The 22,605-nt window shown below is 39.5% G+C and carries 27 protein-coding genes and 1 pseudogene; 10 read left to right on the top strand and 18 right to left on the bottom strand.

Features of this window, described 5'->3' with window-relative positions:
* Positions 1–447: 447 nt before the first annotated feature.
* Positions 448–1,212 carry a GNAT family N-acetyltransferase gene (locus M3Z76_RS01690; RefSeq protein ID WP_293919749.1) on the bottom strand — a complete coding sequence of 255 codons (765 nt, stop codon included), beginning with the start codon at positions 1,210–1,212 and terminating at the stop codon, positions 448–450.
* 230 nt (positions 1,213–1,442) lie between these two features.
* Between M3Z76_RS01690 and M3Z76_RS01685 the strand changes: the two genes are divergently transcribed.
* Complete coding sequence (locus M3Z76_RS01685) at positions 1,443–1,628, top strand: gamma-type small acid-soluble spore protein (RefSeq protein ID WP_293919751.1); 186 nt, start codon at positions 1,443–1,445, stop codon at positions 1,626–1,628.
* A gap of 68 nt (positions 1,629–1,696) precedes the next feature.
* On the opposite strand, the gene M3Z76_RS01680 is transcribed toward M3Z76_RS01685, so the two are convergent.
* Positions 1,697–2,284 (bottom strand): NAD(P)H-dependent oxidoreductase, encoded by a 588-nt coding sequence (locus M3Z76_RS01680; RefSeq protein ID WP_293919753.1) that lies wholly within the window; start codon positions 2,282–2,284, stop codon positions 1,697–1,699.
* 122 nt (positions 2,285–2,406) lie between these two features.
* Here M3Z76_RS01680 and M3Z76_RS01675 point away from each other — a divergent pair, with 122 nt between their 5' ends.
* A complete protein-coding gene (locus M3Z76_RS01675) occupies positions 2,407–2,844 on the top strand; it encodes a MarR family winged helix-turn-helix transcriptional regulator (protein ID WP_293919754.1) in 438 nt (145 codons plus the stop codon).
* A 96-nt stretch (positions 2,845–2,940) separates the two neighbouring features.
* Positions 2,941–3,204 (top strand): translation initiation factor 2, encoded by a 264-nt coding sequence (locus M3Z76_RS01670; protein WP_293919756.1) that lies wholly within the window; start codon positions 2,941–2,943, stop codon positions 3,202–3,204.
* A gap of 72 nt (positions 3,205–3,276) precedes the next feature.
* Here M3Z76_RS01670 and M3Z76_RS01665 read toward each other — a convergent pair whose 3' ends face one another.
* Entirely contained in the window at positions 3,277–3,786 is a 510-nt protein-coding gene (locus M3Z76_RS01665) for a DUF2165 family protein (protein ID WP_293919759.1), read from the bottom strand.
* Positions 3,783–4,004 carry a hypothetical protein gene (locus M3Z76_RS01660; RefSeq protein WP_293919761.1) on the bottom strand — a complete coding sequence of 74 codons (222 nt, stop codon included), beginning with the start codon at positions 4,002–4,004 and terminating at the stop codon, positions 3,783–3,785. Before M3Z76_RS01660 ends, M3Z76_RS01665 begins: the two co-directional genes overlap by 4 nt.
* Before the next feature lie 44 nt (positions 4,005–4,048).
* Here M3Z76_RS01660 and M3Z76_RS01655 point away from each other — a divergent pair, with 44 nt between their 5' ends.
* Complete coding sequence (locus M3Z76_RS01655; RefSeq protein ID WP_293919763.1) at positions 4,049–4,357, top strand: hypothetical protein; 309 nt, start codon at positions 4,049–4,051, stop codon at positions 4,355–4,357.
* Between the two features lie 36 nt (positions 4,358–4,393).
* Here the strand turns inward: M3Z76_RS01655 and M3Z76_RS01650 are convergent, their stop codons facing one another.
* The 8 genes from M3Z76_RS01650 to M3Z76_RS01615 all read right to left on the bottom strand — a co-directional run bounded on the left by M3Z76_RS01650 (position 4,394) and on the right by M3Z76_RS01615 (position 12,271).
* The gene (locus M3Z76_RS01650; protein WP_293919766.1) at positions 4,394–5,320 is read right to left on the bottom strand and encodes an aminopeptidase; all 927 of its coding nucleotides are present in this window, start codon (positions 5,318–5,320) and stop codon (positions 4,394–4,396) included.
* Positions 5,321–5,333: 13 nt separating this feature from the next.
* A complete protein-coding gene (locus M3Z76_RS01645) occupies positions 5,334–6,095 on the bottom strand; it encodes an IclR family transcriptional regulator (protein WP_293919769.1) in 762 nt (253 codons plus the stop codon).
* A gap of 88 nt (positions 6,096–6,183) precedes the next feature.
* Positions 6,184–7,452, bottom strand: a complete 1,269-nt coding sequence (locus M3Z76_RS01640) for a M20 family metallopeptidase (RefSeq protein ID WP_293919772.1) — start codon at positions 7,450–7,452, stop codon at positions 6,184–6,186.
* Positions 7,453–7,456: 4 nt separating this feature from the next.
* Positions 7,457–8,398: a DUF1177 domain-containing protein gene (locus M3Z76_RS01635; RefSeq protein WP_293919774.1), complete on the bottom strand. Its 942-nt coding sequence runs from the start codon at positions 8,396–8,398 to the stop codon at positions 7,457–7,459.
* A gap of 27 nt (positions 8,399–8,425) precedes the next feature.
* A complete protein-coding gene (locus M3Z76_RS01630) occupies positions 8,426–9,415 on the bottom strand; it encodes an ABC transporter ATP-binding protein (protein WP_293919776.1) in 990 nt (329 codons plus the stop codon).
* Positions 9,402–10,421 (bottom strand): ABC transporter ATP-binding protein, encoded by a 1,020-nt coding sequence (locus M3Z76_RS01625; RefSeq protein ID WP_293919777.1) that lies wholly within the window; start codon positions 10,419–10,421, stop codon positions 9,402–9,404. The genes M3Z76_RS01630 and M3Z76_RS01625 overlap by 14 nt, the downstream gene beginning before the upstream one ends.
* 15 nt (positions 10,422–10,436) lie before the next feature.
* Positions 10,437–11,306 (bottom strand): ABC transporter permease, encoded by an 870-nt coding sequence (locus tag M3Z76_RS01620; protein ID WP_293919779.1) that lies wholly within the window; start codon positions 11,304–11,306, stop codon positions 10,437–10,439.
* Between the two features lie 2 nt (positions 11,307–11,308).
* Positions 11,309–12,271, bottom strand: a complete 963-nt coding sequence (locus M3Z76_RS01615; RefSeq protein WP_293919781.1) for an ABC transporter permease — start codon at positions 12,269–12,271, stop codon at positions 11,309–11,311.
* A gap of 211 nt (positions 12,272–12,482) precedes the next feature.
* On the opposite strand from M3Z76_RS01615, the gene M3Z76_RS01610 reads away from it, so the two are divergent.
* The 4 genes from M3Z76_RS01610 (at position 12,483) to M3Z76_RS01595 (ending at position 17,114) form a co-directional block, all read left to right on the top strand.
* Positions 12,483–14,099, top strand: a complete 1,617-nt coding sequence (locus M3Z76_RS01610) for an ABC transporter substrate-binding protein (protein ID WP_293919784.1) — start codon at positions 12,483–12,485, stop codon at positions 14,097–14,099.
* A 134-nt stretch (positions 14,100–14,233) separates the two neighbouring features.
* Positions 14,234–15,298 carry an amidohydrolase family protein gene (locus tag M3Z76_RS01605; RefSeq protein WP_293919786.1) on the top strand — a complete coding sequence of 355 codons (1,065 nt, stop codon included), beginning with the start codon at positions 14,234–14,236 and terminating at the stop codon, positions 15,296–15,298.
* On the top strand, positions 15,295–16,446 hold the full coding sequence (locus tag M3Z76_RS01600) for an amidohydrolase family protein (RefSeq protein WP_293919788.1): 1,152 nt from the start codon (positions 15,295–15,297) through the stop codon (positions 16,444–16,446). Before M3Z76_RS01605 ends, M3Z76_RS01600 begins: the two co-directional genes overlap by 4 nt.
* Entirely contained in the window at positions 16,443–17,114 is a 672-nt protein-coding gene (locus M3Z76_RS01595) for an AroM family protein (RefSeq protein ID WP_293919790.1), read from the top strand. Before M3Z76_RS01600 ends, M3Z76_RS01595 begins: the two co-directional genes overlap by 4 nt.
* A gap of 54 nt (positions 17,115–17,168) precedes the next feature.
* Here M3Z76_RS01595 and M3Z76_RS19755 read toward each other — a convergent pair whose 3' ends face one another.
* Together M3Z76_RS19755 and M3Z76_RS01580 are read right to left on the bottom strand one after the other, a co-directional pair.
* Entirely contained in the window at positions 17,169–17,642 is a 474-nt protein-coding gene (locus M3Z76_RS19755; protein WP_363319813.1) for an excalibur calcium-binding domain-containing protein, read from the bottom strand.
* Between the two features lie 62 nt (positions 17,643–17,704).
* Positions 17,705–18,157: a hypothetical protein gene (locus tag M3Z76_RS01580; RefSeq protein ID WP_293919791.1), complete on the bottom strand. Its 453-nt coding sequence runs from the start codon at positions 18,155–18,157 to the stop codon at positions 17,705–17,707.
* 104 nt (positions 18,158–18,261) lie between these two features.
* Here M3Z76_RS01580 and M3Z76_RS01575 point away from each other — a divergent pair, with 104 nt between their 5' ends.
* Both M3Z76_RS01575 and M3Z76_RS01570 read left to right on the top strand, forming a co-directional pair.
* Positions 18,262–18,513, top strand: coding sequence for a translation initiation factor 2 (locus M3Z76_RS01575; RefSeq protein WP_293919793.1), 252 nt, complete (start codon positions 18,262–18,264; stop codon positions 18,511–18,513).
* 71 nt (positions 18,514–18,584) lie between these two features.
* Positions 18,585–19,748 (top strand): endonuclease Q family protein, encoded by a 1,164-nt coding sequence (locus M3Z76_RS01570; RefSeq protein WP_293919794.1) that lies wholly within the window; start codon positions 18,585–18,587, stop codon positions 19,746–19,748.
* A 115-nt stretch (positions 19,749–19,863) separates the two neighbouring features.
* On the opposite strand, the pseudogene M3Z76_RS01565 reads toward M3Z76_RS01570, so the two are convergent.
* The 4 genes and pseudogenes from M3Z76_RS01565 to M3Z76_RS01550 form a co-directional block, all read right to left on the bottom strand.
* A pseudogene (locus M3Z76_RS01565) lies at positions 19,864–20,031 on the bottom strand (cyanophycinase); the annotation flags it as partial.
* 22 nt (positions 20,032–20,053) lie between these two features.
* Positions 20,054–20,866, bottom strand: coding sequence for an MBL fold metallo-hydrolase (locus M3Z76_RS01560; RefSeq protein WP_293919795.1), 813 nt, complete (start codon positions 20,864–20,866; stop codon positions 20,054–20,056).
* A gap of 12 nt (positions 20,867–20,878) precedes the next feature.
* A complete protein-coding gene (locus M3Z76_RS01555; RefSeq protein WP_293919797.1) occupies positions 20,879–21,697 on the bottom strand; it encodes a methyl-accepting chemotaxis protein in 819 nt (272 codons plus the stop codon).
* Between the two features lie 75 nt (positions 21,698–21,772).
* Positions 21,773–22,489 carry a reverse transcriptase-like protein gene (locus M3Z76_RS01550; protein ID WP_363319814.1) on the bottom strand — a complete coding sequence of 239 codons (717 nt, stop codon included), beginning with the start codon at positions 22,487–22,489 and terminating at the stop codon, positions 21,773–21,775.
* Between the last annotated feature and the right edge of the window lie 116 nt (positions 22,490–22,605).

Here is a 22,605-nt window from a genome sequence, read left to right as displayed (position 1 = left end):
GCTCTTGGCTAACCTCTACTTCTGTCTTCGGGGTTCGGGACTTGCACCCTATAGTTCATGCGCATGCTGGGCGCACATAATCAATCAATTAGCCCTAAAAAGGGCTAATTGATTGATCTCATCATTATGTAAATATTGTCTATTAATTGGCGTGTTTTTAGGGAGAAACGCTTTTATTAGGCACACACTCGTTGATTGAAGTGGAGGGTGGCGACTCCAGCGGAAAGCGTGCGAGCTGAAAATCCATTTATTTTGGCATTTGCCAAAATAAATTAGTTGAAGCCGCACCCGCGGAAAGCGTCCCTCCGCAACGAAAATCAACGAATTCTTAGGTGTTTTCTGTAAAATAAAGGCTAATCAACAGGCCTGATATTTCATTTTATTTGCTAAAAACCTGGATATATAAATGTTTATGATTGAGACAACTAGTTTCTATTCATGCTATCCCTAGCTAGGTGTGCTCATCCTTAATCTTTTTGCAAATGAACGAGGTGTCATTCTATGAAAAGAGATTAATTGCCCCTCAAAAATCACATTAAAGACACCATAGGGCGTTGGAGAGAATTCCATCATTTCTGAACGGTTTTTTATATTAATAATATTTGGTTCAATATTTAAAGATTTAGCAGCCTCAATAGCATTTTGTGTTGATACATCTAGATAAGGGCACTGGTTGGTACGTAATATAGTTAACCCTTGATTGAAACGAGCCAAACGCTCATTCCAGTTATTTGGAAAATAAGGATTCTCGTATTCACTTCGCACCTTATACACTAATAATTCAAAGGAATGAGGTGCACTATCCACTTGTATAAATCCGTTTTTAATAAAAATGTCTTTTGAAGGAGCCCAGCCTGTATCTGGATTTGTCACGACGACTACCCCTTTTTTATTTTGGCTTCTTGCATCATCAATACACTCTTGAATAAGCTGAGAGCCAAGACCCAAACTACTCTCCCCAACCCATAAACAATGAATCACTAAATAATTCTCTGCATGCACAACTCGCCATGAGGCTTCTTCAGGTGCATATTCTATAAAACCTAATTGCTTTCCACTGTATTTGTCTTTTAACTGAAGATACACTAGACCATTTTTAGTTTCTTCTTCTGTCCATTTTATTTTTTGTTTGTATCCATCAGACTTCTTCATACTTCTCATGCAATAACATCCATGCTCACTTATATTGTTTTTAAGTACTTCGATATCCATGAAAAACTCCCTTCTATACATTTTAAGAAATAAATGATCATTATTTATGTAAAAAACTTCATTTAATTTTACCTTTTAATCAGCCTTATTATAACCTAAAACCATTTAACTATAATGGCGAATTTCGAGTAATATTTATTTTAACCTAACTTCGGCTGACAATGCCATAATTTTCATCTTAAAAATTTACGCATAATAAAAATTTCTTTGAACAAAATAAATCTCAGGAGGTGAAATCCATGCCAAAAAATAATAACCAAAACTTTAATCAAAACACTCCAAACCCAATGAACGAGGAGTTTGGTACAGAAACTGATGTAAACGAAGTGAAGCAACAAGTTCAAAAAGCAGAAACGAACAAGCAACAAGCTTCTGGTAAATTTGCTAATAATCGCAACCAAAACGGTACAAAATAAGCTGATTATTACCCCTAAACCGGCAATTTTTTGCCGGTTTTTTTGTTCTTACTCACTTTGGATATAGGCTAATACAGTATTTCCCGAAAATATCGATACACCTTTTCAAGCTTTTTCTGCTGTCCTCCCTTTTTGCTTTCCATATTGCCAAATTCAAAAAACTTCACCCGCTTGATTCCAACAAAATTGAATAGTGCCCTTTTCATCATGATTTTATGTGCATTGTGTAGCCATAATAATGGATAGTGCGTTGGGCCTTTCATTGTAGAAATGCAGACGACCGATTTACCTTTCAACAAGCCTTCAGGAAATAAGCCTTTTTTATCCCGATACGCAAAGGTTGCTGCGAAAAGCTGATCGATATAGCCTAGCAACATCGCTGGTGGTCTGCCCCACCAAATGGGATAAATAAAAATAATTTTATCTGCCCATGTTAATTGCTGTCGATATTTTTCTAGCTGTGGGTCACGATACATATCACGTCGGCGCTTTTGCTCATGGAAGATTAATCTCGGATCAAATTGTTCCTCATATAAATCAAGCACTTGGATTTCGGTTATGGCAGGGTTTTCTTGACAGCCCTTGAGCGTCTCCTGCAAAAAGGCATAGTTTAAGCTTTGATGATTTGGATATGTATAGATAATTAACGTATTCATATATAGCCTCCATTACTTATCATTTGATAATAAAATGATAGAGCATGACGACAATAGTTGTCAAATGATAATTGTTTTCAGATAAGCTATTTGCTATCTTGATAAATAAGAGGTGAAAATAGTTGGACAAACATCATTTATTTCAGCAATTTGTAGCTTTTACTACTAACTTACATCAAGTGACACAAGCATTAACGCAAAATGTTAAGCTTGACCATATTACAGCACTCCAATATAAAATTTTGGAGTATATTAAAGTTAGTCAGGCGGTAACCGCAACGGAAATTAGCGATTGCCTGCATATGTCCTTGCCAAATACAAGCCGTGAATTACGGAAATTGCAGGAAAGACAGCTTATTGAAAAAACAAATGACCAAGCTGATCGCCGAAAGCAGGTGATTCGTCTTACATTGGAGGGAGACAAAATGATGACAGATGTCTTTAACAGCATTGAAGAGAACTTTTCACAGCTGCTTCATAGCGTATCCCCAGAGGATGTGGAGGCAATATCGGGCGCTTTAACTTTACTAGAGGAGAAGCTTTTTCAACACAGCAAATAATACTGCTGAATCCTCTCTAGTGTCACTTTTCTTCTCTTGAATTCATAGGATACAGTTGAGCCTTTCATCACTATGCTATTCAAGGAGGTTTTTGACATGAATGATTATAAAAATAACAGAAATCAATCTTCGGAGCTAACGGATATTCAAATAGCAAGACTTGCCTATATTGGGGCATCAATTGCTGCACTTGGTGACGGACTAAGTGCTGTTGCAGCAGGCTTGGCTTTAAGAGCACTAGAGAAATCGAATAATCAGAGCGCGCCATATCAAAATCAATCTAAGGATGTAGATGATTTACAAAAGCAGATAGATTATATCATCAATGAATTAAAGCAAGTCAAAAAAACGATGCGTTAACTTAGAAAAGTGATATAAGGCTGCTGAGAAATCGCAATTTCCCAACAGCCTATTGATTTTAGTTCTCTCCAATTATGCAGCCTTTAAATCTTCATCCTTTAAAGCTAGTAAAATGACAAAGCCTATCCAAACCTCTGTAATATCCATAGCGGTCTGCTTGCCATTCCAAATAGGTGACTGCCACATCGCGAACCACTCGCTACCAATCACGATAAGTCCTAAAAACCAAATGGAAAATCCAACGATAAATGCATAGAAGCCAAATTTTTTAGCGGCATTGAAAGCAGCACCAGAGGCTTTGCGCTGTTTAAACATTTGATATGCGCCGAAAATAGCAAGAAAACTGAAAATAGCTTCTGCAACAATAAGCAGCCAATAGCCTATTGTGTGGATGACTGGATTTGTAATCGCTCGCCACATTAATGCATTTTCTTCAAATGTAGTATCCATCGACAAAACATGTTTGACGAACTGCTCATTTGAGCCATAGTCCATTAAATTCCCAATAAATACAAATGTGCCAAAAAGCCCTGCCAGCAATAAAACATAAATTTTTAACAGCCTTAATGCAAAAGAATTCATATCCTTTCCGCCTTTCTATAAGTTTTATGAGCGAAACGACCACTGCTATAGTCTATGAGGTGTTGCCGTGTAAAAACTTGTAGCTCCTGCTGTAATAGTTCTGCATCATCAACTGTATCTCCTTTACGGAAGATTTGCTGCTTTTGTTTATCATCAAATGCGCGCCAGTACAATCCCGCTATTTTTAGCCTATAAATTGCCTCGTATGAAAAAAGCATATTACGACATCATAATATGAAAATGATTTAAATGAGGTGTACAAATGGCTCACTTTCCGCTTATTCATACAAACTTTTGGGATGCCGTTATTGCTGTTCCTGCAACGATGTTATTGACACAGCTTTGCAAGAAGCTCTTTCATATAAAGCCGTTTTGGGTGCCAACCGTTGCCTTAATTATCGGGTTGCTCATTTCTATTTTTATTAGTCATAAGCATTACTTAGTGGCAGGCATATTTATGGGCTGGTTTTATGGCTATGCTGCAATCGGTAGCTATGCGTCATTAAAAACAACATGGATTGCCTATAAGCAGCGAAAAAATAAAAATCTTAGCCATAAAAAAATACTTTAAAGCAATGCTTTAAAGTACAAATATTTCTTCCTGCTTTTACATTATTAATTCTTTGCCATCTAAATAAACAGTTGGATTTTTGACAACACAGTCGATATGAACATCGGCTTTATTGTTACCTCCGAATGGTGCATTGCTGCCAAAGGCAATATGAATTGTGCCATAAACTTTTTCATCCTCTAACACATTGCCACAAAGAATAGCGCTCTTATTCGCACCAATACCAAACTCCGCAATAATGCGTCCATTCCCTTCACCAAGTAAGGATAAGAGCTTTTCTCCATCAGGACCGATGGCATCCTCTAATCGTCCATTGCGAATTTTCAACAGCAGCGGCTCTTGTAATACACCGATATTAGCAATTGACCCATCAATTAATATTTCGCCATTTGCCGATGTTTCAATTGGTGCGATATACGATTCGCCTGAAGGAATATTGCCATAATCACCTGAATTACGCACAATGCCAGTAGATGGAATTCCATTGCGCTGAGCAATGCTAAACGCTAATTCATATCCATCCTTTACAATGCGCACATCTGATGCTGCATCAAGAAGCTGTACATAATGTGTTACCAGTGTTTCAATCTCCTCCGCATTTGCATGTAGTGCTCCCTGCTCTAGCATAGATAATGTCACACCTGGCATTGTCGCTACTCGACCACCTTTTTCACAGGCATTTTTTCGAGCGGCTGTATGTGTTAAGGAGTGCGACGTTACGCAAAGCGTTACATCAGTGCTTGCCATTAAATCGGTCACTGCTGGATGCGGCTCCTGTCCTGACTTTTCTAATAATGGCATCACAACAAATAGCGTATTTTTCGTTATTGTTAAGCCTGCTTCATAAAAGATTTTGGCAATCTCTTGCTGATGAACATCTGTTAAAATTAGCAAAGTTTCTGTTGGTTGAACTTGTAGATTACCCGTTAAAACATTTAATGCGATGTTATGTAAATGCTGCATGGCATCCTTCTCCTTAATTGAAATTCAAATGATAGCGACCAATAATGGATTCAATTTCTTTTTTCGTACGAGCTAATGGCTCGATAACGTCACCAATTTTTTGCTCTGTAAAACGATATAAAGGGCCTGAAACCGTAACGGATGCGACAATTTGTTGATTGCTATTAAAAATAGGCATGGCAACTGCTAATACATCTACCGTGTATTCTCCTTGGCTCACTGCATAGCCATTTATGCGAATATTTTCTAGCTCTTGTCGTATTTCCTTGGCATCTATCATCGTTCTCTCTGTATAAGCAATGAGCGGCTGATCAATTACCTGTGAAATTTGCTCCTCCGTTAAATAAGCAAGCATAGAGCGGTAGGATGCTCCCACATATAGCGGTGTTCTACTGCCACGCGATACAGAAAATTTCACTTTGTTTTCAGGCTCTACCTTTAACAACGTTAATGCCTCTAAGCCATTTAAAACGGTGAAAATCGCTGTTTCACCTGTTTCCTTTTGCAAATTTTCTAAAATAGGGATACATAATTGGTCGATGTTTAAAGAATCGTACATATTCATTCCTAGCTCCCAAAGTGCAATGCCTAGCGAATATTTTTTCGTCACAGGGTCCTTTGTTATAAATCCATTCATCTCAAAGGTTTCTAAAATTCGATATAAATTTGTATGGTTTAAACCCATTGCAACAGCTAACTCTCGACCACCCCAAGTTGGCTTTTCCTTTGTGAACATTCTTAACACAGCAATTGATAAATTTAGAGTTTTTAACATTTCTCTCACCCTTTTATACGATTAATATTGGAGCTGCCAGAAAGTTTCAGACAGCTCCTTTTGTATAAGTAAGAGAGAACGTTCTCTCTTACTTGTTGTACAAGAAATCAATTGCCGCAGCAATATACACTTTAGCACAGCGTATGATCGCATCAACCTGTACCTTTTCATTATAGCCATGAATGCTTGGCAAATACGCAGGTCCATATTGTAGGACTGGTATATTGTATTGTCTAAAATGACGTGCATCACTGCTTGCCCACTGCATGACACCGTATGCCTCTTGACCTGTCACGAGCGAAATATTATCTACAATCGCTTTACATACTGGGTCCTCAGCAGAAGTATAGTTTGCGACACTTTTAAAGCCAAAGCGCTTTATCGAATAATCGATATTCAACGCATCTAGCTTCTCTGTCAAAATGGCTGTTACTTCTTCCTGTGTAATACCAAATGGTAAACGACAATCGACTTGTACTTTACAATAATCAGGAATAACGTTAGATTTTGTTCCTCCTTCTATTGTACCAATATTCACAGTAATTTTCTCTAAAACTTCTTGATATTTCAAGCGGTCTTTTTCAACCTCTCGCATATACTTTTTGGAAACGTTAATTAAAGGCTGCACCTCTTCAGGTATTTGAATGTTCACATCCCATAATGTACGAATTTCCTCAATTGCGTGAATCGCATCAACAATCGCATTTTTCCCAGCTAACGGTGATAAGCTACCATGCCCTGGCTCACCGCGCGTTTCAAGCTCAAACCAATAGGAGCCCTTTTGTCCTATTGTAGGGTTTAAGTAGGATGATGGCTCAGCAATTAAACAGCCATCTCCCGTTACTAAGCCTCGCTCTAAAAGCCATGGTACACCGTACTCCCCACCTGTTTCTTCATCTGGCACGATAGCTAATGTCAGATGTCCGGGTAGCTCGATATTTAATTTTTTCAGCATTTTCACTGCAAAAATAATACCCGCAAGCCCTGTTTTCATATCGCTAGCGCCTCGACCTAGCATCCAGCCATCCTTTATCTCACCTGAAAACGGGTCAAAATCCCATTTCGATAAATCGCCTACTGGGACGACATCTGTATGTCCACAATAAACGAGCTCCTTGCCCTCACCATTGCCAATTTTCGCTACTAAATTAAACATTTTATCAGCAGATTCATATTTTTCATAGGCAATATTGACATCGCTTAAATACTTTTCAATAAGCGCTGTAATTTCCGTTGTATCACCAGGTGGGTTGACACTTGGAATTTGAATTAATTTTGAGCATAAATCCAGTAACTCTTCTTTATTATTTTCCACTTCATCAATTAATCGAAGCTTTAAATCATGTATATTTTCCATACCCTCATACCTCGCTACCTTTCGTTTGTAAATGATGCATGCTGCCATATAGCTTTTCCATTAACTCAAATTGCTCTTTGTCATAGAAGCTACATTTATTCACACCGAAGACCTTCGCCACCTCTAAAGAAAAGCGCACTGCCCCTTCTACATCCACAACATGTGTAGCACCTGTTGCACAGCCTGCAACCGCTGTCTCGGTTGTAATGGCTACCCCAACTACAGGGCTCGTTGTTGCCACTGCTGGCTGTAAAATACTATTAATATGGAACAAACCATTTCCATAAGGGGTAATATCCTGTGTTGTAATCGGTAATACAACAGGTGCAATACCAGTAGATTGCTTGTAAATATTCAGTAAATCATCACTAATTTTTAAAATATAGCCTTCTTTAACAGTTGGTGTAATCGCAAAGCCTTTATGGTTACAAACTTGATTTCCCTTCGTTGTATCAATCGATAAAATGGCATCCATATCTGGATCAATTTCGTGCTGGTTCATGACACCGATATTTACAGGTGAATCCATAAAAGGCACTGGGTCATGTGGTAAAGTTGGCGCTATCGGACAAATATGTGTCGTGAAAATAACATCGCCTTCTAATTGGTCTCCCTTTAAAGCCATATCGATTGTCTTCGCTGCGCTTGCTATGCAGGCTAATGCGCCATCGCCATCCGATACGAAGCCTGTCATCTCTGGTCTTGCGCCGATGCCTCCTAAACGTCCAATAATACCTAACGTTGGTGCAATGCCACCTGACGATTTACCGTTTTTACCCTTTACGACAACTTTCACAAAATCAGTAGAGCCTTTTGCCCCCTCAATTGTTTGAACGGTTATCTCCACATCGGGGTTAATTGCATGTAAATAGTCCTTCACTACCTCTCCACTTACATGAATACTATCCATTAACTCATAAACTTCCATTACATATTTTAACGACATATTACATTCTCCTTTATACGCTATTAGTTATTTTGTTTGTTCAAATAAATGGCAGGATACTTGATGTGTATCTGTCAATGAATCTAGCTGTGGCTGAATTTGCGCACATTTTTCCATCGCAAAGCGGCAACGTTTATGAAATGCACAGCCACTCGGTGGATTCACAGGGCTAGGTACATCGCCAGATAAAATAATGCGATCCTTTGTATCAAATGGATTTTCCTTCGGTATTGCTGATAATAGTGCCTGTGTATATGGATGCTGTGGATTGCTATAAATCTCCTCATATGTGCCCATCTCAACAATTTTGCCTAAATACATAACAGCAATGCGGTCACACATATAGTTCACAACATTTAAATCGTGCGAAATAAAAATATAGGTCAACCCAAAGTCTTTTTGTAAATCCTTTAGTAAATTAATCACTTGCGCTTGAACAGATACATCCAGTGCTGAAACCGGCTCATCACATACGACAATATCTGGATTTAGAGCAAGCGCACGCGCAATATTAATACGCTGTCTTTGACCGCCTGAAAATTCGTGTGGGTAACGCTTTGCATGGTAATCGCTTAAGCCAACTGTTTCAAGCAGCTCTATTACGCGCTTTTTCCTTGCCGCCTCATCGCCAATTCCATGAATCACCATCGGCTCTGCAATTAAGTATTCAATCGTTTTTCTTGGATCGAGCGATGCATATGGATTTTGAAAGACCATTTGAATCGATTTACGTGCTGAGCGAATGTCCGACGTATTTAAACTAGCTAAATCGACGCCCTGAAACTCCACCGTTCCTTCCGTTGGGGCAATCAGTTGATTAATTAGGCGTGCAACCGTTGATTTGCCGCAGCCGGACTCCCCAACAATGCCTAATGTTTCTCCTTTATATAGCTCAAAGCTAACACCATCCACTGCCTTGACATGCTGTGTTACCTTTTTAAAAGGAATCGAATTTTTAATTGGAAAATGCTTTTTTAAATTGCTTACTTTTAATACGAGCTCTTTATTTTGCTGCATTAAAAATCCCCTCCTTACGCGGGATAATTTGCTCCTTCGATTGCAAATGACAGGCTACAAAATGCTGGTCCTTTACTTCCACTAATTCAGGTGCTGTTGTATGACAAAGCTCCGTTGCTAAAGGGCATCTTGCTGCAAAGGGACAGCCGCTAATTGGCATCGTTAAATCTGGTGGACTTCCCGGTATGGCAGGCAATCGCTGCTGTCCATGTGTATCCATCGTAATTTGTGATTCAAGTAGCCCCCACGTATATGGATGTAGCGAGCCTTCATATAATTGCTTCGTCGTTGTGGATTCTACAGTGCGTCCAGCGTACATCACATTTACTTTGTCGCATAATTCCCAGACGACGCCTAAATCATGGGTAATCATGATGATTGCTGTATCATGCTCCTGCTGCAATTTCTTCATTAAATCCAAAATTTGTGCTTGCACTGTAACATCCAGTGCTGTCGTTGGCTCATCTGCTATTAACAGCTTTGGATTACAGGCGAGTGCAATCGCGATCATGACACGCTGCCTCATCCCACCTGAAAATTCGTGAGGATACATTTTCAGTCGTTTTTCAGGCTCAGGAATACCTACCATCTTCAACATCTCTACAGCCTTGATATTCGCCTCTTTTTTAGAGAGCCTTTCATGTGCACGAATAACCTCAACGATTTGATTTCCTACTGTCAGCACAGGGTTTAAGCTTGTAATGGGGTCTTGGAAAATCATTGATATCTCATTTCCCCGTATCTCGCGCATCCCCCTTTCAGATAGCTGCATTAAATCGCGTCCATTAAAATAAATTTTGCCATCCGTTATTTTCCCTGGTGGTGCTGGAATCAATCGCATTAAAGCAGTTGCTGTTACACTTTTACCTGAGCCAGATTCCCCTACAATGCCGAGCGTTTCCTTTTTGTTCAATTGTAAATTGACACCGTTCACTGCTTTCATCGTTGTCCCGCTGCTTTTAAATTCTACCGTCAAATTTTCTACATCAAGTAATTGTTCTGTCATACTGTCACCTCCCCATTACACCTTCATTTTTGGATCAAGCGCATCACGCAAGCCATCTCCTAATAAGTTAATACCTAATACTGTGACTAAAATACAGATTCCCGAAAATGTTGCCATTTGAGGATTTAATACTAAGAAATCCTTACCGTCCTTTAAAATACTTCCCCAGGAAGAGGTAGGTGGCTGAACTCCTAAGCCTAAAAAGCTTAATGCTGCCTCCGAAATAATTGCACCAGCTGTGCTCATCGTGCCATATACGATTAATGGCGCTAAGCAGTTCGGTAAAATATGACTGAAAATAATGCGGCGGTGTGTCGCACCTAATGAATGTGTTACTTCAATAAATTCCTCTTCCTTCACGCTAAGCACCTGTCCACGAACAAGCCTCGCAAATCCGGGAATATTGGCAATGCCAATTGCTACAATAACATTGAATAAACCTTGTCCTAAAACCGTCATTAATGTAATCGCTAATAAAATGAAAGGAAATGCAAACAAGCCATCCATTGTACGCATAATAATAGAGTCTAAGCGACCACCAAAATAGCCTGCTACTAACCCAAGCAGCGTGCCAAATACGGCACCGAATAATACGGCAGCAATCCCTACCACAATGGAAATACGCGCACCGTACACAAGGCGACTAAATAAATCACGACCATAGTTATCAGTGCCAAGCAAATGTCCATCCGTGTTAATAGGTAGAAATGCTTTACCAACAGCCATTTCATTTGGTGGATGTGTTGCAATCCATGGAGCAAAAATAGCTACAACGGTCATAAAAGCTACAATCATTAAACCGATTGATGCTAGCTTGTTTTTTAATAGTTTGCGAACTAATGTATTTTTTTTCTTTTTCGCATCATTTGTTATCGCTTGAGCCATAGCTATTTTTTCCCTCCATTCGAATCTAAATTTACTTTTGGATTTACTACTTTATAAAGCACATCAACAATCAAATTCACTAGTACGAAAATAAAGGCTATAAAAATAACAGTTCCTTGTACGACGACAAAATCACGTTTATCAATCGCCTCAACAATCAGGCGACCCATACCAGGCCAGCTAAAAATAGTTTCTGTTAAAACAGCGCCGCCCAATAAATTAGAAATTTGCATACCTAACACCGTTAAAATAGGTGTTAAAGCATTTTTAAATGCATGCTTGCCAATAACTAAATATTCTTTCAGCCCTTTCGAGCGAGCTGTTTTTATATAATCCTGTGAAATTACTTCCAGCATACTAGAGCGTGTAATACGTGCAAAGGTAGCCATTGGAATTGTTGCTAAGGCACATGCTGGCAATATTAAATGCCTTACAAATGGCCAAAGCCCCTCTTCTATATTGCCCATCCCTGTCGCTGGTAGCCAGCCGAGATTAACACTAAAGAATAAAACTAACATGACCCCTAGCCAAAAGATTGGCATCGAAACACCGATTAAAGAAATTAACATAACGATATAATCAATGATTGTATTTTGTTTTCTCGCTGCTAAAATCCCTGCTGGAATACCAATGAGCGCAGCAATTAGTAACGCGGCAATAGCGAGAATAACCGTATTTGGAAATCTTTCCGCAATTAAACTGAAAACCGTTTCACTATAAGAGTAGGAGTAGCCTAAATTTAGCTGTGCTAAGTCTGCAATATATGAAACAAATTGCAATGGCAAAGATTTATTTAACCCCAATTCCTCTCGTAAGTTCTCAACATCCTCTACACTGGCTTGTGGGCCAAGCATGACAGATGCAGGATCACCAGGAATCATTCTTGTAATGACAAAGACGATGATGCCTACTACTAACAATGTAGGAATTAAATTAATTAACCTTTTTAAAATAAATGACCCCACTTTCCCAAACCTCCTTTTTCGTTATTAGAAACATTGTTTCATATTGTGAATAATCATATACTACACCTAACGAACTTTGTTTGTAAATATTTTTCTGAAATTTTTTAATATTTTTTATTTACTTTTTATTTACGAAGTGCTAACTTTAGTTCAAACCTATTTTTGAATCATAGGTTCATATTGTGAAACAAAAATTAAAGGGGGCAATACAATGTCAAAGAAAACTTTTCATCAAAAGTCTTTCTTACTATTAATTCTTGCACTAGTCATCTCAGTGTTAGCTGCATGTGGTGGAGATAATAAAGGTGCGGACAAGGAACAGGAAGCAAATGGAGAAGCAGCTGGTGAAGTAACAGCAGGTGGTTCATTAAGCGTCGGTCTTTCAGCGAATGCGAAAACCTTTGACCCTATCAAATACACGGGTGCTTATGAATCTCAAGTTATACGTCAAATGGCTGATACATTAGTTGTTTATAACAAAGATTTATCTGAGGTTATTCCTTCATTAGCTACAGAGTGGAGCGTATCTGATGATATGCTTGTGTATACATTTAAGCTACGTGAAGGCGTTAAATTCCAAAAAGGTCAATATCAAGATGGCCGTGAAATGACAGCAGAGGACGTGAAATATTCATTAGAGCGCTCTGCTAAGGAATCTGCTATGAATCGCTTAAATGGTGTAACAGAAGTGAAGGTTGTTTCTGATTATGAAGTAGAAATTCATTTAGCTACACCGAATGCAGCGTTATTAGCGATGTTAACAGACGCAGGGAATATTATTATTCCAAAAGAAGAGGTTGAGGGCTGGGGCGATAATTTCTCTGAGCACTTTATTGGCACAGGCCCATTCCAATTAACTGAATGGAAAAAGGACCAAGAAGTACAGCTAGTACGCCACGATGGATACTGGGGTGAAAAGCCTCATCTTGATAAATTAACAATGAAATTTATCGCTGATCAAAATATGCTAACAAATGCCCTACGTTCAGGTGATATTGATATCGCAATGGATGTTAAAGGACAAAACCGCGAAATTGTTAAACAAGATAGCAATCTTGAGTTATTAACGAACGCTGGTCTATCTATTGTTTATTTAGACTTAAATAACAAGGTTGGTCCTACAGCGGATAAGCGCGTACGTGAAGCGATTTATATGGCTACAAATGTCGAGGAAATTATTTCTGGAGTAAACCAATGGGGTGGCGGCGAGGTATCTTATTTACCGTTACCACCTGGCTCATGGGGCTACGATGAATCATTAATTGACCTTGTGCCAAAATATGACCCAGAAAAAGCGAAGCAGCTTTTAGCGGAGGCTGGTTATCCAGATGGCTTCAAAACAGAGATTTATGCAGCACAAGCGCGTGTTCCATACGCAACAATTTTCCAAAGTCAATTGAAAAATAACTTAAACATTGATGTCGAAATTAAAGTTGTTGAATGGGGTACTTATAGCGACATGGTTGCGAAAGGCAATGCGCCGATGAATATTGGTGGATGGACATGGTATCCAGACCCCTACTTCTTCCTATACCAACTATTCAGCACAAATCAAATTGGGGCTCTTGGCAATGGTAAAGGCTACAGCAATCCAGAGGTAGATGCCCTATTAGCTCGTGCTGTTTCAGAAACAGTTGTACAAGAAGAGCGTGCAGAAATTTATAAAGAAGCATTAAAGCTTATTATGGCTGATGTACCACGTATTGAGCTAGAAGCTACAGAGGCTGTTGCAGCGATTAATAAAAAAGTACAAGGCTTCGAAGTATCACCTGATAACTCAGTGCAAATTGTACATCCAAATGGGACAAACGTTTCAATTTCTAAATAAATTATATTTGATTCCCCTACTGCGGGAATAAGAAAATGGGGCTGTCCAGAAAGAAATTCCTTTCAGGGCAGCCCCATTTGTTCATTCAAATACAGAGAAAATATCTTCTCTATTTAAATAGGAGGAATTCATTAATGACTCGCTATACAAACGGGCTTGTATTTAACTACCAGTCACGCACCTTTGAAAAAATTGATTTTGAAGTGCATAAGCAATATTTCACAGCACCATCCGCATCAGATACGCCAGCAATTGATTTAACAAATTGCTATGTGACACCAGGCTTTATTGATAGCTGCTCACAAATCGGCTTGCAAGAGATTGGCATTCGTTGGGAAGGTGACGATAGCTTTGAAATGGAAAGCAATCTACATTATTCTGTGCTTGACGGCATTTACCCTTTTGACACAGCTTTTAATAAGGCACTTCAACATGGCATTACTGCCTCGCACATTGTCCCCTCCCCTAAAAGCTTAATTGGGGCAAAGACTGCCGTTGTACATCACACACATACAACGGTTGATGAAATGGTCATTGATAACAATATTGCTTTTACCTTTTCCATTGGTCACCGTGCAAAGCATACATTTTTTAATGCGACGAAAAAGCCTTTAACGCGCATGGGTATCGCTAAAACTTTAAGAGATACATTGCAGCAGCTTCAACAGCAGGAGCCAGCAATTAAGAAAATAATGATTCGTGCACATAAAGCAGTCGATATTGAGCTGATTCAGCGTTTGCAAAAGGAATTTCACTATAAATTCCATATTGTTCATGCAACAGAAATTTCCTTTATCGAGCAGGCTAAATGGAATACAGTCGTTGCAGGCCCAGTATTTCGCTATATCGAGCACAATGAAATGATGGCACTCTCACCAAAGCTGTATCAACAGCTTGCTATGATGAATACGCCCTTTGTCTTTTGCACAGATCACCCTACGAGCAGTGCAACACATTTAGCCATTGAGGCAGGCTTAGCTGTGCGTGAAGGCTTATCACGTGCCGATGCACTTTATGCGTTAACAACTGGTGCTGCACAATTTTTAGGCATTGAAAATATGACGGGTTCAATTCGTGATGGCTTATTTGCTGATTTTGTTATTTGGAATAAGCATCCTTTAGATTTAGATGCCCAAGTCATTGCGACCTTTATTAAAGGACAGCAAGTGTATAGCCAGAAAGCAGGTGCTCTCATATGATGATTTATCACAATGCAAAATTTGTCACAGCAAATGAACATAACGATGTTGTTGAACAGCTTTGGGTAGAGGATGGCATTATCACTTATGTAGGTAAAGCGCTCGACATTCCTGCACATGCCGAACCCGTTGATTTACAAGGAGCTGTCGTCACACCAGGGCTCATTGATATTCATGCACATGTAGGAACTTGGGCTGAAGTAACGGAGGATATTAATGATGCAAACGAATATAGTGAGCCCTTTACCCCTTTAATGCACGCACTCGATAGCGTCGATATTCGACACTTCTCCTTCCAGCATGCTATTGAAGGTGGCGTTACAACAGTACAAACAGGACCAGGTAGTGCCAACGTCATTGGTGGTATTTGGAGCATTTTAAAAACTGCAGGCCCAACACTTGAATCGCGTGTCCTTGTAGAGCGCAGTGGCTTGAAAGGCGCTTTAGGTGAAAATCCTAAAAATGTTTTTGGCAATCAGTACAAGCGCAAGCCGATGACAAGAATGGCAATCGCACAAATTTTACGGGATGGCTTCCAGCGTGCGAAGCAATTAGATGAAGAGCAGCAAAATATACACATTGACAATAATTTAGAATTGCGTCCATTTATCGAGGTGTTGCGTGGAGTTATGCCATTGCGTCTGCATTGCCACCGCGCAGATGATATTATGACAGCAATTCGTATCGCAAAGGAATTTGATGTGGAGCTTCATCTAGAGCATTGCACAGAAGGTCATTTAATTGTCGATGCAGTGAAGGCTAGCGGCTTTAATGCCACTGTTGGTCCCTATATGCTGACACCTTCTAAATATGAAACGCGCCATTCAACACCTGCTATCGCTAAAATTTTTCAAGATAAGCAAATTCCCTTTGCCATTATGACAGACCATCCATTTGTCCCTATACAATATTTAAAATATTGCGCCTCTGAAGCGATTCGCTATGGATTAGATGAAGAAACAGCTTTAAAAAGCATTACCCTACATGCAGCAAAGCTCGTCCACCTACAGCATCGAATCGGCTCACTGGAAAAAGGAAAGGATGCCGATTTTGTCGTCTGGTCACACCCTATTTTCGAAACGGAAGCAAAAGTATTACAAACATATGTCAATGGGATAAAATATTACGAAGCGGAGTATGTCAAATGAAAAATATGAAAATTGCAGTTGTCACAATCGGTCAAGCACCACGTAAGGATATGGCTTCAGACATTATAAAATTAAAAGATGCTGGATTAGACATAACTGAATTTGGCGTATTAGACTTACTTACCTTAGATGAAATTAACACACTCGCCCCTACCTCAAATGACGAGGACATGCTTGTTACATTATTAACAAGCGGCGAGCAAGTGAAGCTGAGCAAACAAAAGCTAATGCCCTATATTCAAAAGCGCATTCATGATTTGTCGAATTTTCAATGGATTCTACTAATGTGCACAGGTGATTTCGCTAATAAATTGTCAGGAAAAAATTTATTGCTGCCTGACCATTTTATGACACATTTAATCAAGGGCATTCACCCTAGCCTACATCTTGGCTTGATTGGCCCTGAGCCTGAACAACAAAATAGCGTCTGTGCTAAATGGCAAAAGGCACAATTTAATGTCTCCTTTGCCGCAAGCTCACCGTATCACTTCAATGAGCAGCACCTATTCATGACAGCTCAAAAATTAGAGGCACAGGGAGCTGACCTTTTAATTCTTGATTGTATGGGCTATTCACATACGATGAAAGAGAGGATTCAGGACAAACTAAATATTCCTGTCATTATACCAAGGGATGCCCTTTTTACTGTCATAAAAGATGTATTATAGGAAAAACAGTGTGAAATCATAGCATTTCACACTGTTTTTAATTAAAGCTCTAGACTACTTTTTCTCACAAGCCCAGCCATCTTTATCGCGGTCATGCTTCGAGGCATAGGCAGGATGTCCTTGCGCTACACCTTTAGGATAATAAACGCGCAGCTCTGTACAGTTTTGAAAGGAAGTTGGAGCTTTTGGATTGACCGTTGCACTACTGCCCTTTGGTGCTGTAGTAGTTGGATTTGCGCTCGCCTTTGGTGCTACATATTTTGTCACATAATCAATCGGCACCCAGCCTACCTGCTTTTGATAGGAAACTTTATACCAATCACCGCTGCGAGCAGTTGCACTCAGCTTTGTATTTTTTGGTATAATCGCTAATGTTTTGCCCGTTTTCATAGGAGCATTGCGCATAGCAATACTATCTGTTGTAACAATTTCTGCTTTGATGGCACGTTCCTCTGCGGCTTGTGCAGATGGGATGATAATTGCTGACAAAAATAAAATTGCCAATATACCTTGCATCATTTTTTTCATGCTAGTCATCTCCTTTTAGATAGTATAGCATGTACAATTTTGAGAAAAAATAGTTGAAATTTTTATTTTTGGCTTATTCCTGCATCATTTATACTAAAAACGACTTGCTGCACTTCCTGCACATAGCACGTGCCTAGCTTAACAATGGAATCATTCGGTCTTTCTTTATGATAAAAGCCTGTCCGAGCATCAAATTTATTATTTCTTTTTATCGCATAAACTGCCTGCAAGTTGATTGACATTTCAATTTTCTCAGCCATTGGTCGCTCGATAATATGCTTTTTTTTAATAGCTTGAAAAAAAGCTTTATGCGACAAATTCACAAGCTGCTTTTTATAAATGCGTTTATTGTACTCCTTTGCAGTGCTTAATATTGCTGTCATTGATATTTGGAAAGCTTGAAGCTCGTACAAAAAGCGCTTTTTATTTTGCTTTTGCTGCTCCTTTTCCATACAGTGCAGATGATGTCGTGCAGCTGCTAAATGCTTTTGCATTGCTGTTAATAATTTTGCCATGCTATTTCCTCCATTTCTGCTTATCAAAGATTTCTTTCCTTTTATGTATGTATTCACTTTTTCCGCTTACTATTCATAGGCTAGTGTAAGAAGGAGTGATGGAGATGACTAGCAAAGAGAAAAAAACTGGGCAATCAGCAGAAAGTACGGATATTCAAATTGATCGACTTGCTTATCTCGGCACAGTTATAACAGTATTAGGCTACGCTTTATCTGCCATTGCAGAAGGACTTGAATTAAAGGCATTAGAGCAGCAAAAAGAAGAAAATTTTTCATCGACTGAAATGACAAAATTACATGAGCAAATGGAGGAACTTACAAAGGAAGTCCGCCAGCTCAGGAGAATGCTGCGCTAATTATGTTATATTAGAATAGGTAGAGACATGTGTGGAAATAATAATAAAAATTGTCGCAAGGAGGACTTTCATTGAACGATTATTATGCGGATTTACATATTCATATTGGACGAACGCATAGCGGGCGTGCTGTCAAAATTACGGGAAGTCGCACATTAACCCTTTCTAATATATTACATACAGCAAGTGCCAATAAAGGGCTTGATATGATAGGCATTATTGATTGTCATAGCCCAGAGGTATTGGAGGAGCTGGAGGAGCATGTGCGAACAGGAAAAATGACCGAATTAGCACAGGGTGGCTTACTCTATGAAAAGACAACGCTCATTATGGGCTCCGAGCTTGAAATTTACGATAGTCATTGTCATGGACCTATTCATGTGCTTGCTTATTTGCCTACATTGCAATCAATGCAGGCTTTTTCAGCATGGTTAAGTAAGCATATGAAAAATATTCATCTTAGCTCACAGCGCATTTATTGTGATGCGAAAACATTGCAGCAAAAAGTCGCTGAACTGAATGGGCTATTTATTGCTGCACATGTGTTCACACCTTTTAAAAGCTTATATGGCAAAGGGGTTAAAAAGAGCTTAACAGAAGTGTTTGACCCTGCAATTATCGATGCCATTGAGCTTGGACTAAGCGCTGATACGGATATGGTACGCGGCATAGAGGAATTAGCTCCCTATACGTTTGTAACGAATTCAGATGCGCATTCGCTTGGCAAAATCGCACGTGAATACCAAAAAATACAGATGGAGGCAGCTAATTTTGAGGAATTGCGACTGGCGCTACATCGTAAGAATGGTCGAGCCATCGCATCAAATTATGGCTTGCATCCGTTGCTAGGGAAATATCATGAAACGGTTTGTGCGGCTTGTGGCAAGGCTGTGACAGAAGGCGCTGAAATTTGTCCATTTTGCCATAGCAAGCATATCGTGCGTGGTGTAGCGACACGCATTCAGCAGCTTTCTAGCGCTACTTTTACTCCAGTAGAGCGCCCACCCTATATTCATCAAGTGCCTTTAGAATTTATTCCTGGTCTAGGTAAAAAGACGCTGGACAAGCTATTAACGGCTTTCGGTACTGAAATGAATATTTTGCATCGCACAACGCTTGAACAATTAATGGAAATTGTAGCGCAGCCATTAGCGGAAAAAATTATCCTTGCCCGCACTGGACAGCTAGCGTTTGAAGCTGGTGGTGGCGGTGTGTATGGGAAGGTTAAGCTGTAGAGTAGCTATTTCTTAAATGATTTGCTTAATAAGTGTGGCTTTAAAGAAAAGAGCGTGTTTTGACAGCAATTGTTCAAAGCACGCTCTAATGACCTTCAAGAAGTGAATCTTACAACTACAGGGTCTCAGCCAATTTCTGAATCTTTGAATGGGACATTAAATAGACATTGCCTAAAATGTCGATTTTCTCCCCTTTTGCACGTACAGCACAATCTTTGTTCGATACATAAATATTCATTTCCTCAGATAAAGGAGCCAGCTCACTTTGAACTAGTGCCATGTTAATAACATTCATTAAGCCTATTTTAAACAGTCTTCTGCTCTTCTTTCATCAAGCGAATATTTGCTTGATGGAATGCTCGCATATTACGTGGATAAGCGTAATTGGTAATTAAATAGTCGCTCTCTTTTTGCTGTAAAATGCATTGGCGCAATTGCTGAATATAGGCAAGGGCATCCTGCTGGCGCTTTGTCATTTCTGCCTTGTCCATTGTCATATGCCCATGCCCTGGAATTAAATAATGAATAGCATGTCGCTGTAATATATGATCCACTTTGCCCAACGTATCCTCATATGCATAGCTGCTATCATAAATATATGGAAACTCTACATCTGATAAATAATCACCTGCAATCCAAATGCCGAGCGGTTCGACGATTGTAAATAGCCCATCATTCGTGTGCCCTTTTGCCAAATAAAAAGTAAGCTTCGTAGCACCGATTGTCAGTGTTTGTCCATCCTCAGTAATCTCAATATCGACAGTTGGATAATGCAATGGATAAGCACGATCAATATAATAATTATCATCAAATGTGCGAATTTGCTCGACGATTTGCTCCTTGTCTGTGCGCTGCTGAAACGCTTCACTTGCAATGACCTTTGCCTCCGGAAATGCTCCATAGCCGAGAATATGGTCCCAGTCCGAATGTGTAAAAAGCAAGTAAAGTGGTCGGTCATTGCGTATTTTAGCGATATCAGCTTGAATTGTGGCGATTTCTGCTGGCAGCCAAGTCGGATCAACTAAGATAATGCAATCTGCTGTTGCAATAACGGTGGAAGTTGTTTTAAAGAGCTGACTCATATAAACGGTCAATTGCTCATTGTGAAATTGCCTCATTGTGTGCCTCCGTCAATATTTGCTAATGTCCAACAGCTTGCTTGCTGTATTGTCGATATCTTTATAGGCACCATCAAAGCCCTCAATGCTAGAGGATAGCTGCTCTGTAAATGCAACGATTTCACTCGTTGATAAATTGACGCGGTCGATGGATGCTTTAATTTTTTCTAATTGCTGTGCGATCTCCTCCGCGCTTTCTGTACTGTTTTGTGCCATTTTTTGAATTTCAGCTGCCACGACCGCAAAGCCGCGTCCATGCTCACCAGAGCGAGCCGCTTCAATCGAAGCATTTAAGCCGAGAATTCTTGATTTAACCGCAATATCTTTAACGAATGCCACGATTGTATTAATTTGCTGGATATCCTCATTCATCGTTTCTGAAAGACTTGATAGCTCATCAAGACGCACTACGACATCATCACTCGCTTTTGTTAAGGAGTGGTTTGTTGTCGTCATATCGCCTACTGTGCTTGACAAATCAGTTGCTAACGTTCGGATACCCTCTATTTTTTCGTTGGAAATAATTGCGCTTACAACGCCAACTACTTGCCCATTGTCTTTGATAGGCTGCGCTGTCGCAATATAAGCAAAGCCAAATAATTCTGGTCCATGCTCCTCTCGTAAATATTGCCCTGAGTATAGTGCTTTAATCGAGGTCGTTCCTTTATAATTGTCAACAAGCTGTCCAACCTTAATCGGGAGACGAACCTTTTTTCCTTCTTTATAAGCAATAATTTTTTCCGTGTCTGCTACGATGATACAAGCATCCTCTGAGTATGTTGCGTGGTAAAAATCGATTGCATCTACTACTATTTTTAGCTTTTCATTCATAACATAGCCTCATTTCCGACAAAATTTAGATATCATTAGTTTAGCATTATTTCGACTATTTTCACTATTGATTTTTTATTGCAGCTCCTTCCGCCCATCAATAGTAACGCCATTTAAGGCTTGTGTTGCTAGTCTATCTGCCTCTTCATTTTGCTTTCTTGAGACGTGCTCATACATCGGTGTAATATGCAGCTTTTCTAGCCTTTTGTCAATTTTATTTGCCCATGCCGCTAATTCCTTTTCATAGGCTGGCCAATCCCCTGCCATTTGTCGGATGACAACTTGTGAGTCACCTTTAAAATGCACGGTTGCATGATGTACGTTTAGCTCCTCTAGCTCGCGAATACTTAAATGCAGTGCTGCATATTCTGCCTCGTTATTGGATATCAGTCCTTCTACAAAGGCATTTTTACGCATGCGATAAGCTTTGCCATCTTGCTCAAAATAAACAACATAGCCTAGGCCCGCTGTTTTTGTATTTTGCTGAAAGCCTCCGTCAAAGTAAATCGTGATATTTTGCGGCTCAGAGGCGACTTCTTGCACATATTTTTTTAGCTCCTTTAACGTCCATGTGCTGTCATATGCATCTGTTAACACAATATTTTTCACTCGCCCTGTCTGCATGACATCCTCCACAAGCATCAGCACTTGCGCTGCTGGTAATAGCGCTGAATGAAATAGCGTTTCTGCTCCATTTTTCGCCTTATATAACCATTCAATGCGTATATTCACACATCTATCCCCTTTTCCATCTATGATGCTTCTTATTTTACCATGATTCAGCCAAATCATGAATAAAGCCTCCGATATAATGATTTTGGCTCACTACAAAAGAAAAAGATAGGTTTCACCTCTGTTAATTGCTATAATTAAACAATAAATACATAGTTTTTCCCATATTAGAAATT

The sequence above is a fragment of the Metasolibacillus sp. genome (genome assembly GCF_025291715.1).
GTDB lineage: Bacteria > Bacillota > Bacilli > Bacillales_A > Planococcaceae > Metasolibacillus > Metasolibacillus louembei.
The sequence above is the reverse complement of the archived record's forward strand: the minus strand, read 5'-3'. Positions and strand labels throughout refer to the sequence as shown.